The sequence below is a fragment of the Amycolatopsis thermophila genome (genome assembly GCF_030814215.1).
Classification (GTDB): Bacteria; Actinomycetota; Actinomycetes; order Mycobacteriales; family Pseudonocardiaceae; genus Amycolatopsis_E; species Amycolatopsis_E thermophila.
In genome coordinates this window covers 6244768-6259170 of sequence record NZ_JAUSUT010000001.1, presented here as the reverse complement: position 1 = coordinate 6259170, position 14403 = coordinate 6244768, and the positions used below count along the sequence as shown (strand labels likewise).

The 14403-nt window shown below is 67.9% G+C and carries 8 protein-coding genes and 3 rRNA genes; 10 read left to right on the top strand and 1 reads right to left on the bottom strand.

The genetic code is table 11. The features are described from left to right. Positions 1-9 precede the first annotated feature (9 nt). From tyrS to rrf, 4 genes are all read left to right on the top strand, one after another. Positions 10-1284: a tyrosine--tRNA ligase gene (gene tyrS, locus FB470_RS30690; protein WP_306997127.1), complete on the top strand. Its 1275-nt coding sequence runs from the start codon at positions 10-12 to the stop codon at positions 1282-1284. Between the two features lie 364 nt (positions 1285-1648). Continuing rightward, positions 1649-3171 (top strand): 16S ribosomal RNA (locus tag FB470_RS30685). Positions 3172-3459: 288 nt separating this feature from the next. Further along, positions 3460-6580: ribosomal RNA gene (locus tag FB470_RS30680) — 23S ribosomal RNA — on the top strand. A gap of 71 nt (positions 6581-6651) precedes the next feature. Next, positions 6652-6768 (top strand): 5S ribosomal RNA (gene rrf / locus FB470_RS30675). The 16S, 23S and 5S rRNA genes sit together here, the layout of an rRNA operon. Before the next feature lie 61 nt (positions 6769-6829). Here the strand turns inward: rrf and FB470_RS30670 are convergent. After that, complete coding sequence (locus FB470_RS30670; protein WP_306997125.1) at positions 6830-8821, bottom strand: hypothetical protein; 1992 nt, start codon at positions 8819-8821, stop codon at positions 6830-6832. Here FB470_RS30670 and FB470_RS30665 point away from each other — a divergent pair. The 6 genes from FB470_RS30665 to recN are packed head-to-tail and all read left to right on the top strand — an operon-like array spanning position 8792 to position 14402. Next, complete coding sequence (locus FB470_RS30665; RefSeq protein ID WP_306997123.1) at positions 8792-9601, top strand: tetratricopeptide repeat protein; 810 nt, start codon at positions 8792-8794, stop codon at positions 9599-9601. The two genes, FB470_RS30670 and FB470_RS30665, sit on opposite strands and share 30 nt — an antisense overlap. Beyond that, entirely contained in the window at positions 9594-10613 is a 1020-nt protein-coding gene (locus FB470_RS30660; protein ID WP_306997121.1) for an HAD-IIA family hydrolase, read from the top strand. Before FB470_RS30665 ends, FB470_RS30660 begins: the two co-directional genes overlap by 8 nt. 10 nt (positions 10614-10623) lie before the next feature. Next, positions 10624-10845 carry a hypothetical protein gene (locus tag FB470_RS30655; RefSeq protein ID WP_370876612.1) on the top strand — a complete coding sequence of 74 codons (222 nt, stop codon included), beginning with the start codon at positions 10624-10626 and terminating at the stop codon, positions 10843-10845. 4 nt (positions 10846-10849) lie between these two features. Further along, positions 10850-11659, top strand: a complete 810-nt coding sequence (locus tag FB470_RS30650) for a TlyA family RNA methyltransferase (RefSeq protein ID WP_306997117.1) — start codon at positions 10850-10852, stop codon at positions 11657-11659. Beyond that, a complete protein-coding gene (locus FB470_RS30645; RefSeq protein WP_306997115.1) occupies positions 11656-12567 on the top strand; it encodes an NAD kinase in 912 nt (303 codons plus the stop codon). The genes FB470_RS30650 and FB470_RS30645 overlap by 4 nt, the downstream gene beginning before the upstream one ends. A gap of 47 nt (positions 12568-12614) precedes the next feature. Continuing rightward, on the top strand, positions 12615-14402 hold the full coding sequence (recN, locus tag FB470_RS30640; protein ID WP_306999573.1) for a DNA repair protein RecN: 1788 nt from the start codon (positions 12615-12617) through the stop codon (positions 14400-14402). Position 14403: the final 1 nt, after the last annotated feature.

The window sequence follows — 14403 nt, the reverse complement described above, 5'->3', positions numbered from 1 at the left end:
TATCGAGACGTGAGCGAACACATCCTCGACGAACTGTCCTGGCGCGGACTGATCGCGCAGTCCACCGACCTCGATGCGCTGCGGAAGGATCTGGACGCCGGTCCGCTCACCCTCTACGGCGGTTTCGACCCGACCGCGGAGAGCCTGCACGCCGGTCACCTCGTCCAGCTGCTGACGCTGGCGCGGTTCCAGCGGGCCGGTCACCGCCCGATCGTGCTGGGCGGCGGGGCCACCGGGCAGATCGGCGACCCGCGGGACGTCGGCGAGCGGACCATGGTGAGCCGGGAGGTCACGGCCGCCCGGCTGGAGAAGATCCGGGTGCAGCTCGAGAAGTTCGTGACCTTCGACGATTCGCCGACCGGTGCGGTCATCGAGAACAACCTGAACTGGTTCAAGGACTTCTCCGCGCTCGACTTCCTGCGCGACGTCGGCAAGCACTTCTCGGTCAACGTCATGCTGGCCCGGGAGACGGTCAAGCGGCGCCTGGCCACCGACGGCATCTCCTACACCGAGTTCAGCTACCTGCTCCTGCAGTCCTACGACTACCTGCAGCTGCACCGGCAGTACGGGACGAAGCTGCAGATCGGCGGCTCCGACCAGTGGGGCAACATCGTCGGCGGGGTGGACTACATCCGCAAGGTCGACGGGGCCGCCGTGCACGCGCTGACCACGCCGCTGGTGACCGACTCGGAGGGGCGCAAGTTCGGAAAGTCCACCGGCGGCGGAAACCTCTGGCTCGACCCGGAGATGACCTCCCCGTACGCGTGGTTCCAGTACTTCGTCAACGTCGCGGACGCCGAGGTCGTGCCCTACCTGCGCATGCTCACGTTCGTCCCGCGCGAGGAGATCGACGAGATCGCCCAGCTGACCCAGGAGAAGCCGCACCTGCGCGCCGGCCAGCGCCGGCTCGCCGAGGAGCTGACCACCCTGGTGCACGGCGAGGAGCAGACGCGCCAGGTGATCAACGCCAGCCAGGCCCTGTTCGGCCGGGGAGAACTGACCGAGCTGGACGCGCGCACCCTCGAGTCGGTCATGGGCGAGGTGCCCACCGGCGAGGTGCGCCTGGCCGACGACCCCACCATCGTCGACCTGCTCGTCGCCACCGGTCTCGTCGACAGCAAGGGCGCGGCCCGGCGCACGGTGAAGGAGGGCGGTGCGTACGTGAACAACGCGAAGATCGCCGACGAGGAGTGGCGGCCGGAGCGGACCGACGCGCTGCACGGGACGTGGCTGGTCGTGCGCCGCGGCAAGCGGAACACCGCCGGCGTCCGATTGCTGGCCTGACCTGGGGTTTCGCGGTTTAGGGACCCCCCTGTTCGAGGGGGGTTTCCGACCATGTAATCTTCTCTTCGTCGCCAGGGAGACCGGGCCGGAGCCGCGAGGCCGAGGAGCACGGGGTACCGGGCGGGGGGTCACGAACCAAGCTCCCACCTCGGGTGGTAGAGTGGGTGACCGCCGCTAGACGAAACCGCTGCGAATTGGAGTCGCGAGGCTCTGTGTTGCTGGTCGGGGTCGTCGGGTGACACAACAAAACGTGTTGTTTGAGAACTCAACAGTGTATTGATGAGCTAAAGCCAGTTTGATTAGCTAGAACCCTTTGTGGGTTCCTTTGAGGCTATGAATCATAGCCGGGTTTGATTTTCTGACATTGTTGGAGAGTTTGATCCTGGCTCAGGACGAACGCTGGCGGCGTGCTTAACACATGCAAGTCGAACGCTGAACCGGTTTCGGCCGGGGATGAGTGGCGAACGGGTGAGTAACACGTGGGTAACCTGCCCTGTACTTTGGGATAAGCCCTGGAAACGGGGTCTAATACCGAATATGACCTTTGTGGGCATCCGCAGGGGTGGAAAGTTTCGGCGGTACGGGATGGGCCCGCGGCCTATCAGCTTGTTGGTGGGGTGATGGCCTACCAAGGCGACGACGGGTAGCCGGCCTGAGAGGGTGTCCGGCCACACTGGGACTGAGACACGGCCCAGACTCCTACGGGAGGCAGCAGTGGGGAATATTGCACAATGGGCGGAAGCCTGATGCAGCGACGCCGCGTGAGGGATGACGGCCTTCGGGTTGTAAACCTCTTTCGCCAGGGACGAAGCGTAAGTGACGGTACCTGGAGAAGAAGCACCGGCTAACTACGTGCCAGCAGCCGCGGTAATACGTAGGGTGCAAGCGTTGTCCGGAATTATTGGGCGTAAAGAGCTCGTAGGCGGCTTGTCGCGTCTGCTGTGAAAATCCGGGGCTTAACTCCGGACCTGCAGTGGATACGGGCAGGCTTGAGTTCGGTAGGGGAGACTGGAATTCCTGGTGTAGCGGTGAAATGCGCAGATATCAGGAGGAACACCGGTGGCGAAGGCGGGTCTCTGGGCCGATACTGACGCTGAGGAGCGAAAGCGTGGGGAGCGAACAGGATTAGATACCCTGGTAGTCCACGCTGTAAACGTTGGGCGCTAGGTGTGGGTGACTTCCACGTTGTCCGTGCCGTAGCTAACGCATTAAGCGCCCCGCCTGGGGAGTACGGCCGCAAGGCTAAAACTCAAAGGAATTGACGGGGGCCCGCACAAGCGGCGGAGCATGTGGATTAATTCGATGCAACGCGAAGAACCTTACCTGGGCTTGACATGCACTGGAAACCGGCAGAGATGTCGGCCCCCTTGTGGCCGGTGTGCAGGTGGTGCATGGCTGTCGTCAGCTCGTGTCGTGAGATGTTGGGTTAAGTCCCGCAACGAGCGCAACCCTTGTCCTGTGTTGCCAGCGCGTAATGGCGGGGACTCGCGGGAGACTGCCGGGGTCAACTCGGAGGAAGGTGGGGATGACGTCAAGTCATCATGCCCCTTATGTCCAGGGCTTCACACATGCTACAATGGCTGGTACAGAGGGCTGCGATACCGTGAGGTGGAGCGAATCCCTTAAAGCCGGTCTCAGTTCGGATCGCAGTCTGCAACTCGACTGCGTGAAGTCGGAGTCGCTAGTAATCGCAGATCAGCAACGCTGCGGTGAATACGTTCCCGGGCCTTGTACACACCGCCCGTCACGTCATGAAAGTCGGTAACACCCGAAGCCCATGGCCCAACCCCGCTTGCGGGGAGGGAGTGGTCGAAGGTGGGACTGGCGATTGGGACGAAGTCGTAACAAGGTAGCCGTACCGGAAGGTGCGGCTGGATCACCTCCTTTCTAAGGAGCACAACACATCCACGCTCACTGTGGTGGGACGTGGAGTGGCCAGGCTGAACGCCCGTGTGTGGTGTTGTCTGGTTGCTCGAGGAATTGTGGACGGCTGGCTGATGCTCATCGCTTGTACCAAGGGTTCGTTTAGTACTGCCGGCTTCGGTTGGTGTGGAACGAGGGTCCACGGTGTGGGTGGTGGGTGCTTGTTGATACGCTGTTGGGTCCTGAGGCAACACGTGTGTTGTTTCTGGGTGTGGTGTTTGAGAATTGCAGAGTGGATGCGAGCATCTTTGTGGTCAAGTTGTTAAGGGCACATGGTGGATGTCTTGGCATCAGGAGCCGATGAAGGACGTGGGAGGCTGCGATAAGCCTCGGGGAGCTGTCAACCGAGCTGTGATCCGAGGGTGTCCGAATGGGGAAACCCAGCACCTGTTATGAGGTGTTACCCGCATCTGAATATATAGGGTGCGTGGAGGGAACGCGGGGAAGTGAAACATCTCAGTACCCGTAGGAAGAGAAAACACTAGTGATTCCGTGAGTAGTGGCGAGCGAAAGCGGAGGAGGCTAAACCGTGCGCATGTGATACCTGTCAGGGGTTGTGTGTGCGGGGTTGTGGGACCTGCCTTCCAGGAGCTGACACTCCTGGCATGATGCCGCGCAGTTAGTGGAACCGCCTGGGATGGTGGACCGGAGTGGGTGAGAGTCCCGTACGCGAAAGCTGTGTTGGTGTTGTGTGGTGGTGTTCCCGAGTAGCAGCGAGCTCGTGGAATTTGCTGTGAATCTGCCGGGACCACTCGGTAAGCCTAAATACTTCCTGGTGACCGATAGCGGACGAGTACCGTGAGGGAAAGATGAAAAGTACCCCGGGAGGGGAGTGAAAGAGTACCTGAAACCGTGTGCCTACAAGCCGTCAGAGCGAAGCTTTGGTTTTGTGATGGCGTGCCTTTTGAAGAATGAGCCTGCGAGTTAGTGCTGCGTGGCGAGGTTAACCCGTGTGGGGTAGCCGTAGCGAAAGCGAGTCTGAATAGGGCGTGTGAGTCGCGTGGTCTAGACCCGAAGCGGAGTGATCTACCCATGGCCAGGCTGAAGCGAGGGTAAGACCTCGTGGAGGGCCGAACCCACCAGGGTTGAAAACCTGGGGGATGAGTTGTGGGTAGGGGTGAAAGGCCAATCAAACTCCGTGATAGCTGGTTCTCCCCGAAATGCATTTAGGTGCAGCGTCGCATGTTTCGTGGTGGGGGTAGAGCTACTGGATGGCCTAGGGGCCTTACCGGGTTACCGAAGTCAACCAAACTCCGAATACCATCACGTGAGAGTGCGGCAGTGAGACGGCGGGGGATAAGCTTCGTCGTCGAGAGGGAAACAGCCCAGAACACCGGCTAAGGCCCCTAAGTGTGTGCTTAGTGGGAAAGGATGTGGGGTCGCCGAGACAACCAGGAGGTTGGCTTAGAAGCAGCCATCCTTGAAAGAGTGCGTAATAGCTCACTGGTCAAGTGGTCCTGCGCCGATAATGTAGCGGGGCTGAAGTACACCGCCGAAGCCGTGTCAATGACACATATACATCCGCGCAATGCTTTGAGTGTTGTGTGCAGTGGTGTTGTTGGGTAGGGGAGCGTCCTGCATCCAGAGAAGCGGCCGCGGAAGCGAGTCGTGGAGGGTGTGGGAGTGAGAATGCAGGCATGAGTAGCGAATGCAGAGTGGGAAACTCTGCCGCCGGATGACCAAGGGTTCCTGGGTCAAGTTAATCTGCCCAGGGTAAGTCGGGACCTAAGGCGAGGCCGACAGGCGTAGTCGATGGACAACGGGTTGATATTCCCGTACCCGCGTATGTTCGCCCATGACGAGGCGCATGATACTAACCACCCGAGCTGCCGGCGGCCTTCGGGCCAATGGTGGTGAGCGTGGGGCCTGAGTGTGTAGTAGTCAAGCGATGGGGTGACGCAGGAAGGTAGCTCCGCCAGTGAGTGGTTGTACTGGTGTAAGCGTGTAGGACGAGTGGTAGGTAAATCCGCTGCTCATAGAGTCTGAGACGTGATGCGTAGCCGTTGAGGCGAAGTAGGGTGATCCTCTGCTGCCGAGAAAAGCCTCTAGCGAGAACATGTGCGGCCCGTACCCCAAACCGACACAGGTGGTCAGGTAGAGAATACTAAGGCGGTCGGGTGAACTGTGGTTAAGGAACTCGGCAAAATGCCCCCGTAACTTCGGGAGAAGGGGGGCCAAAGCACTTGAAGCCCCGTGCGGGCTAGGGTGAGTTGGCCGCAGAGACCAGCGGAAAGCGACTGTTTACTAAAAACACAGGTCCATGCGAAGTCGTAAGACGATGTATATGGACTGACGCCTGCCCGGTGCTGGAACGTTAAGAGGACCGGTTAGCTCTCTTCGGGGGGCGAAGCTGAGAATTTAAGCGCCAGTAAACGGCGGTGGTAACTATAACCATCCTAAGGTAGCGAAATTCCTTGTCGGGTAAGTTCCGACCTGCACGAATGGCGTAACGACTTTCCGGCTGTCTCAACCACAGGCCCGGTGAAATTGCACTACGAGTAAAGATGCTCGTTACGCGCGGCAGGACGGAAAGACCCCGGGACCTTTACTATAGCTTGGTATTGGTTTTCGGTTCGGCTTGTGTAGGATAGGTGGGAGACTGTGAAGCTTGGACGCTAGTTCGGGTGGAGTCGTTGTTGAAATACCACTCTGGTCGGATTGGGAATCTAACCTAGGGCCCTGATCGGGTTCAGGGACAGTGCCTGGTGGGTAGTTTAACTGGGGCGGTTGCCTCCTAAAAGGTAACGGAGGCGCCCAAAGGTTCCCTCAGCCTGGTTGGCAATCAGGTGTTGAGTGTAAGTGCACAAGGGAGCTTGACTGTGAGACTGACGGGTCGAGCAGGTGCGAAAGCAGGGACTAGTGATCCGGCATCTCCTGGTGGAAGGGATGTCGCTCAACGGATAAAAGGTACCCCGGGGATAACAGGCTGATCTTGCCCAAGAGTCCATATCGACGGCATGGTTTGGCACCTCGATGTCGGCTCGTCGCATCCTGGGGCCGGAGTAGGTCCCAAGGGTTGGGCTGTTCGCCCATTAAAGCGGCACGCGAGCTGGGTTTAGAACGTCGTGAGACAGTTCGGTCCCTATCCGCCGCGCGCGTAGGAGACTTGAGGAAGGCTGTCCCTAGTACGAGAGGACCGGGACGGACGAACCTCTGGTATGCCAGTTGTCACGCCAGTGGCATGGCTGGTTAGCTACGTTCGGAAGGGATAACCGCTGAAGGCATCTAAGCGGGAAGCCTGTTCCTAGATGAGGTCTCCCACCCCTTTGTGGGTTAAGGCCCCCAAGAGACGATTGGGTTGATAGGCCAGACATGGACGCACAGTAATGTGTTTTTGAGTGGACTGGTACTAATAGGCCGAGGACTTGCCCACAAAGCTGCTACGCATCCGCTCTGCAACTCTGAAACACCACACCGGAAACTTCTGGTGTTGTTTCGGAGAGTTTCGGTGGTCATGGCGGTAGGGAAACGCCCGGTCCCATTCCGAACCCGGAAGCTAAGCCTGCCAGCGCCGATGGTACTGCACCCTCGCGGGTGTGGGAGAGTAGGACACCGCCGAACACCCTTTCCCAAGGGCCCGTTAGGATAGCCGATTGGCTCGCCTGACGGGCCCTTGGCGTGTTTATCGATCTTCACAACGTAGAAAGAGGAGGCCCAGGTGGCGGACTTCGGGCGGCGCGACTTCGACGACGCCGCATCCGATCGCCCCCGGCGCCGCGATTCGGCTCCCGGTACAGGGCGTTCGGGAGCGCAGCGAGGCACCCCGCGAGGCAAAGCGGGGCAGGGTGGCCGGTCGGGCGGATATGGCCGGCAGGACGACAACCGATCCAGCGGACGCGACGGCGGTGACCGCCGCGGAAGCGGATACCGCGAGCGCGGTGGCCGCGACTTCGGCGACCAGCGCAGCGGGCGCTCCGGCGGAGACCGCCCGGGCTGGAACCGCGAAGACGACCGCCGTGGAGGCAATCGCGCCTCCGGCGGCAGCGCGAACCGCGCCCGCGACGACGATCGCCGTGGCGGCAGCCGCGGCTTCGGCGACCGCGGTCGCGATGACGACTCGCGCGGTAACCGCGGCTTCGGTGCCCGCGGTCGCGATGACGACCGCCGTGGTGGCAGCCGCGGCTTCGGCGACCGGGGCCGTGACGACGACCGGCGCGGTAACCGCGGCTTCGACGACCGCCGTGGTGATCGTCCCGCGTGGAAGCGGGACGACGACCGCCGTGGCGGCCGCGGCGACCGGCCCGGCTGGAACCGCGGCAACGACCAGCGCGGCGACCGTCCCGTGTGGAAGCGGGACGACGACCGCCGTGGCGGCCGCGGCGACCGGCCCGGCTGGAACCGCGGCAACGACCAGCGCGGCGACCGTCCCGTGTGGAAGCGGGACGACGAGCGTCGTGGCTCCGACAGCCGCCCCGGCTGGAAGCGGGACGACGACCGCCGGGGCGCCGGCCGCGACGACCGGCCGGGCTGGAACCGCGACGACAAGCGCGGCAACCGCCCCACCGACGACCGCCGTGGTGGCGGCTCTGGCGACCGCCGCACCGGTGGATACGGCAACCGCGAAAGCCGCCCCTCCGACGACCGGCGCGGTGGCGGCTATGGCAGCCGCGAGGGGCGTTCCTTCGATGACCGCCGTGGGGGCTACGGCAGCCGGGAAGGGCGTTCGTCGGACGAGCGCCGTGGGGGCTACGGCAGCCGCGAGGGGCGTTCCTTCGATGACCGCCGTGCGGGCTACGGCAACCGTGAGGGGCGTTCGTTCGACGACCGTCGCGGGAGCTACGGCGACCGGCCGGGTCGTTCGTCCGGCGCCCGGGGTGGCTATGGCGACCGTGAGGGGCGTCCCTCCGACGACCGCCGTGGCGGCGGCTACGGCGACCGCAAGGGCAGTTCCTTCGGTGACCGTCGCGGTGCCGGCTATGGCAACCGGGAGGGGCGTTCCTCTGACGAGCGCCGTGGTGGTTACGGCAACCGCGAAGGGCGTTCGTCGGACGAGCGTCGTGGCGGTTATGGCGACCGCGAGGGGCGTTCCTCCGACGAGCGCCGCGGCGCCTACGGCAAACGCGACGACAGCCGGACCTCCGGGCGCGAGTACCGCCGCGACGATCGGCCGAGTGGCGAGGTGGACGGCACCGTCACCGGCCTCGACGAGACCGCGGTCGAGGAGCGGGCGGCCGACACGATCCGCGAGGACCCGGCCACGGCGGCCGCCGCCCGGTCCGGGCCTGCCCCCGCCGACGCCGGGGAAGCCGGCATCGCCGGCGAGCCGGGCGCACCCGGCGACACGGCTGAACAGCCCGCCGACACCGACGCCGAGAACCGCGCCAACGCGGCCGGGACCGGCGCCGCCGAGGCCGAGACCGGATCGGCCAGTGAGCCGCAGCCCCGCGCCAGCGAGGCCGAGACCCGCGCCGACGAGCGCGAGCTGCGAGGTGTCACCGAGCGCGAGACCCGCGCCGACGAGGCCGGCGCCCGCGCCGACGAGCGCGAACCGCGAGGTGCCAGCGAGCGCGACGCCCGCGCCAACGATGCCGACCTCCCCTCCGACGACGAGATCCAGGCGCTGGCCGAGGACGAGTACGCCGCCGTGACCGAACCGGTCGCCCGGGAGGACCACGTGGAGATCGCGGACGCCGAGTTCCGCGATCGGCGACGCGGCAACCGCGGCGAGGACCGCCGGCCCGGGCGGGGCCGCGACCTCGACGACGCCACCCTCGCCCGGGAACTCCTCGAAGCCCCCGAACTGCCCGAGGACATCGAGTTCAGCGACCTCGACCCGGACGCCCGCCGCGAGCTGCGCACCCTCCCGAAGTCGCTCGCGGAGACCGTCGGCAAGCACCTGGTCGCCGCGGGGAACCTCATCGACACCGACCCGGAGGCCGCCCTGGCGCACGCGAAGTACGCCAAGACCCGCGCCTCCCGCGTGCCGATCGTCCGCGAAGCGCTCGGCCTGGTGGCCTACCACGCCGGCCGCTGGCAGGAAGCCCTCGCCGAGCTGCGGGCCGTCCGCCGGATGACCCGCACCGACCAGCACATCGCCGTCATCGCCGACGCCGAACGCGCCCTCGGCCGGCCGGAGCGGGCCCTCGACCTCGCCAAGGAGATGCAGGGCCACAAGCTGCCGCGCGACGTCGAGATCGAGCTGAAGATCGTCGCCGCCGGGGCGCGACGCGACCTCGGCCAGGTCGACGCCGCCGTGGTCTCCCTGCAGGGCGACGACCTCGACCCGCGCAAACGCGACCCGTGGAGCGCCCGCCTGTTCTACGCCTACGCCGACAACCTCGTGGCGGCCGGGCGCACCGACGAGGCGCTGCGCTGGTTCCTGCACGCCGCCGAGGCCGACGAGGACGACGAGACCGACGCCGCCGAGCGCGCCGCGGAGCTGGCGAATGGCTGACGCCCTCCGGACCGCCTACGACGCGTTCCTGCTCGACCTCGACGGCACCGTCTACCACGGCGCCCGGCCCATCCCGGGAGCCGCGGAGGCGATCCGCCGCCTGCGCGAGCAGGGCACCCCGGTGCGGTTCGTGACCAACAACGCGTCCAAGGCACCCGGGGACGTCGCCGCGCACCTGCGGGCACTCGACGTCGACGCCGCGCCGGACGAGGTCAGCACGAGCGCCCAGGCAGCCGCGAAGCTGCTCGGCGACCGGCTGCCCGCCGGCTCGGCCGTCCTCGTCGTCGGCGCACCCGCGCTCGAGGACGAGATCACCGCCGCCGGCCTCAAACCCGTGCGCGAGGCCGGCGACGACGGTGGCGACGTCGCCGCCGTCGTGCAGGGCCACAACCCCGCCACCGGCTGGGCCGACCTGGCCGAAGCCTGCGTCGCGATCCGCGCCGGCGCCCTCTGGGTCGCCTGCAACGTCGACACCACCCTGCCCACCGAGCGCGGCCTGCTGCCCGGCAACGGATCGATGGTCGCCGCACTGCGCACGGCCACCGGCGCCACCCCCGAGGTGGCCGGCAAGCCCGAGGCCCCGCTGTTCCACACGGCGGCGGCCTCGGCGAACGCGAGCCGCCCGCTGGCCGTCGGCGACCGGCTGGACACCGACATCGCGGGAGCCGTCACCGCCGGGGTCGACTCGCTGTGCGTGCTCACCGGTGTGGCGACCCCGGCCACCCTCGTCGCCGCGGCCCCGGCCGAGCGCCCCACCTACCTGGGCGCCGACCTCGGCGCCCTCGCCGAACCCCCAGGCGAGCTGCGCATCGCGCCGCAGCCCGGCTGGCAGGTGCGCCCGCACGGCGACACCCTCGTCGCGGACGGGGACGGCACCCCGCTGGCGCTCCTGCGCACCCTGTGCGCCGTCGCCTGGGACACCGGCGTCACCGCGCTGCGACCCGGGGGCGAGCGCGCCACGGCCGCGTTCACCGAGCTGGGGCTCCCCACCGGTGGCGAACCGATCCGTTAGCGTGGTGACCGTGCAGCACCAACCCAGTCCGCAGCCGCGCCCCACGCCCGGACCGCCGGTGCCCGGGCCGCCGCCGGGCGCCGCGCCCCCGGCCGACCCGCGGCCCGGGATCGCCGACGCCATGGCCGCGCTCGACGACCTGGACCAGGTCCCGCTCGCCGAGCACGTCGAACGTTTCGACACCGTGCACTCCGCGCTGACCGCCGCGCTGTCCAGCATCGACAAGGTGTGAGCCGATGCCCCGCAGGGCCCGGCTCGACGCCGAACTGGTGCGCCGGGGCCTCGCCCGGTCCCGCGAGCACGCCAGCACGCTGATCAGCGAGGGCAAGGTGACCGTGCGCGGCATGGTCGCCAGCAAACCCGCCACGGGCGTCGAACCCGGCGCGCCGATCGTGGTCAAGGCCTCCGACGACCCCGGCTGGGCCTCCCGCGGCGCTCACAAGCTCCTCGGCGCGCTCGAGGCCTTCGAACCGGCCGGCCTGTCGGTCGAGGGCAAACGCTGCCTGGATGCCGGCGCCTCCACCGGCGGGTTCACCGACGTCCTGCTGCGCCGCGGCGCCCGTGAGGTGGTCGCCGCCGACGTCGGCCGCGGCCTGCTCGACTGGCGCCTGCAGACCGACGAGCGGGTCGTGGTGCTCGACAAGACCAACGTCCGCACCCTCACCCCGGAGCAGACCGGCGGCCCCGTCGACCTCGTCGTCGGAGACCTGTCGTTCATCTCCCTGCGCCTGGTCCTGCCCGCGCTGCTGGCCTGCGCCCACCACGACGCCGACCTGGTGCCGATGGTCAAACCGCAGTTCGAGGTGGGCAAGGAACGCCTCGGCAGCGGCGGTGTGGTCCGGGACCCGCAGCTGCGCGCCGGCGCCGTCCTCGACGTCCTCGCCGCCGCGGCGGGGCTGGGCCTGCACCCCCACGGCGCGGTCGCGAGCCCGCTGCCGGGCCCGTCGGGCAACGTCGAATACTTCGTCTGGCTGCGGCGCGACCCGGCGCCCGGCACCGACGTCGAACAGCTGGTCCGCGAAGCGGTCGAGAAGGGTCCCCAGTGAGCGAAACCCGCGAGGTGCTGCTGGTCATGCACCCCGACCGCGAGACGACCAAGGACGCCGCCCGCGAGGTCGCCACCCGCTTCGCCGAAGCCGGCATCGGCCTGCGGGTCATCGACGACGAGGTCAAGGAGCTCATCGAGCACGAGTCCTTCGACGAGCTGTGCAGCCTGGTCGCGCCGCACGACGACCCGGCGCGGGGCGCCGAGCTGGTCCTGGTGCTCGGCGGTGACGGCACTCTCCTGCGGGCGGCCGAGCTGGCCCGCCCGGCGCGGGTGCCCGTGCTGGGGGTCAACCTCGGCCGCGTCGGGTTCCTCACCGAGGCCGACTCCGACGCGCTCACCGAAACCGTGGCCCGCGTGGTGTCGCGCGACTACACCGTCGAGGAGCGCATGACGATCGACGTCACGGTGTCGGTCGAGGACCGGATCGTGGCGCGGACGTGGGCGCTCAACGAGGCCAGCGTCGAGAAGAGCACCCGCGAGCGCATCCTGGACGCGCTGATCGAGGTCGACGGCCGTCCGGTGTCGGCGTTCGGGTGCGACGGTGTGCTGTGCGCCACTCCGACCGGGTCGACGGCCTACGCGTTCTCCGCGGGCGGGCCGATCATCTGGCCCGACGTCGAGGCGCTGCTCGTCGTGCCCAGCAACGCCCACGCGATGTTCTCCCGGCCGCTCGTCGTCTCGCGGGACTCGGTGATCACCGTCGGGGTCGATCCGCACGGCTCGCCGGCGGTCCTGACCTGCGACGGGCTGCGGCACATCGCGTTGCCCCGCGGCGCGCGGGTCGAGGTGGTCGCGGGGGAGGTGCCGGTCCGGCTGGTGCGCCTGCACCCGGGCCCGTTCACCGACCGCCTGGTCCACAAGTTCGCGCTGCCCGTCAAGAGCTGGCGGGAGCGGCACGCGCGCTGAGGCGAGTCCGTCACGGATTGTCGGAGCGGAGCGCTACGGTGGTCCCCGTGCTGGCCGAGATGCGCATCCAGGGCCTCGGAGTGATCGAGGACGCCCTGCTCGAACTGCACCCGGGATTCACCGTGGTCACCGGCGAGACCGGCGCCGGCAAGACGATGGTGGTCACCGGGCTGCACCTGCTGTCCGGGGGACGCGCCGAGGCGTCGAAGGTCCGCAACGGCTCCGGCCGGGCGAGCGTCGAGGGGCGGTTCGAGGGTGTGTTCGCCGAGCACGTCGCCCGCATCGTGGCCGACGCCGGCGGCGAGCCCGACGAGGACGGCAGCCTGATCACCCTGCGCTCGGTGGGGTCCGACGGGCGCTCGCGTGCCCACCTGGGCGGCCGTTCGGTGCCGGTGAGCGTGTTGTCCGACCTGGCCGACCGCCTCCTGGCCGTGCACGGGCAGAACGACCAGCTGCGGCTGCTGCGGCCGTCCGAGCAGCGTGAGGTGCTCGACCGCTTCGCCGGGGACGACGTCGCCGCGCCGCTGGCCGCCTACCGCGCGGTCCGCGACGAGTGGCTGGCGGTGGTCACCGAGCTGGCCGAGCGCACCAGCCGGTCGCGCGAGATGGCGCAGCAGGCCGACCTGCTCAAGCACGGCCTGGACGAGATCGCCGCGGTGGACCCGCAGCCGGGGGAGGACGCCGAGCTGGCCGAGCAGGTCAAGCGGCTGACCGCCACCGAGGAGCTGCGCACGGCGGCGAGCGGTGCGCAGGCGGCGGTGTCCGGTGCGGCGGACGGCGATCCGGACCAGCCGGGCGCGCTCGGCCTGATCGGCGAGGCCCGGCGGCGGCTGGCGAGCGCCGACGACTCGGCGCTGCGCGACCTGGAACCCCGCCTGGCCGAGGCCGAGATGCTGCTCAACGACGTCGGCGCCGAGCTGGGCGGCTACCTGGACGGGCTGGAGGCCGACCCCGCGCGCCTGGAGCAGGTGCTCGCGCGCCAGGCCGAGCTGAAGACCCTGACCCGCAAGTACGCGGCCGACGTCGACGGCGTGCTGGCCTGGGCCGAGGACGCGCGGACACGCCTGGAGTCGATGGACACCTCGGAGGAGGCGCTGGCGGCGCTGGCCGCCCGGCGTGACGAGCTGGCCGGGCGGCTGGCCGAACACGCCGCGGTCGTCTCGCGGGCCCGCGCGGTCGCGGCCGCCGAGCTGGCCGGTGCGGTCACCGAGGAGCTGGCCGGGCTCGCGATGGGCGCGGCGCAGATCGAGGTGACGGTGCGGCGGCGCGGCACGGATCCCTCCGACCCGCAGGCGCTGCGCGTCGAAGGCGAGCTGGTGCACGCGGGCAGCTCGGGTGTCGACGACGTCGAGCTGATGCTGAAAGCGCATCCGGCGGCCCCGGCGATGCCGGTGCACAAGGCCGCCTCCGGCGGTGAGCTGTCCCGCGTGATGCTCGCGATCGAGGTCGTGCTCGCCGACGCGGACACCGTGCAGACACTGGTGTTCGACGAGGTGGACGCCGGTGTCGGCGGCCGGGCGGCGATCGAGATCGGGCGCCGCCTGGCGCGGCTGGCGCGCACCCACCAGGTCCTCGTCGTGACCCACCTGCCGCAGGTGGCCGCGTTCGCCGACCGGCACCTGGTGGTCGACAAGGGCACCGCCGAGGGCGTCACGCGCAGCGACGTGAAGACGCTCGAGAAGTCCGAGCGCGTGGTCGAGCTGGCCCGCATGCTGGCCGGCATGGAGAGCACCGAGTCCGGCCGCGCGCACGCGGAGGAACTGCTCGCCGTGGCCGACGCGGACAAGCAGGCGGCGGTGAAACCCCGCAAGAAGGGCAAGCGCGCCAAGCGCTGAC

Coding starts and splice junctions, on each gene's coding strand:
- FB470_RS30660 (WP_306997121.1), top strand. CDS start 9,594: ATGGCTGACGCCCTCCGGACCGCCTACGACGCGTTCCTGCTCGACCTC.
- FB470_RS30650 (WP_306997117.1), top strand. CDS start 10,850: ATGCCCCGCAGGGCCCGGCTCGACGCCGAACTGGTGCGCCGGGGCCTC.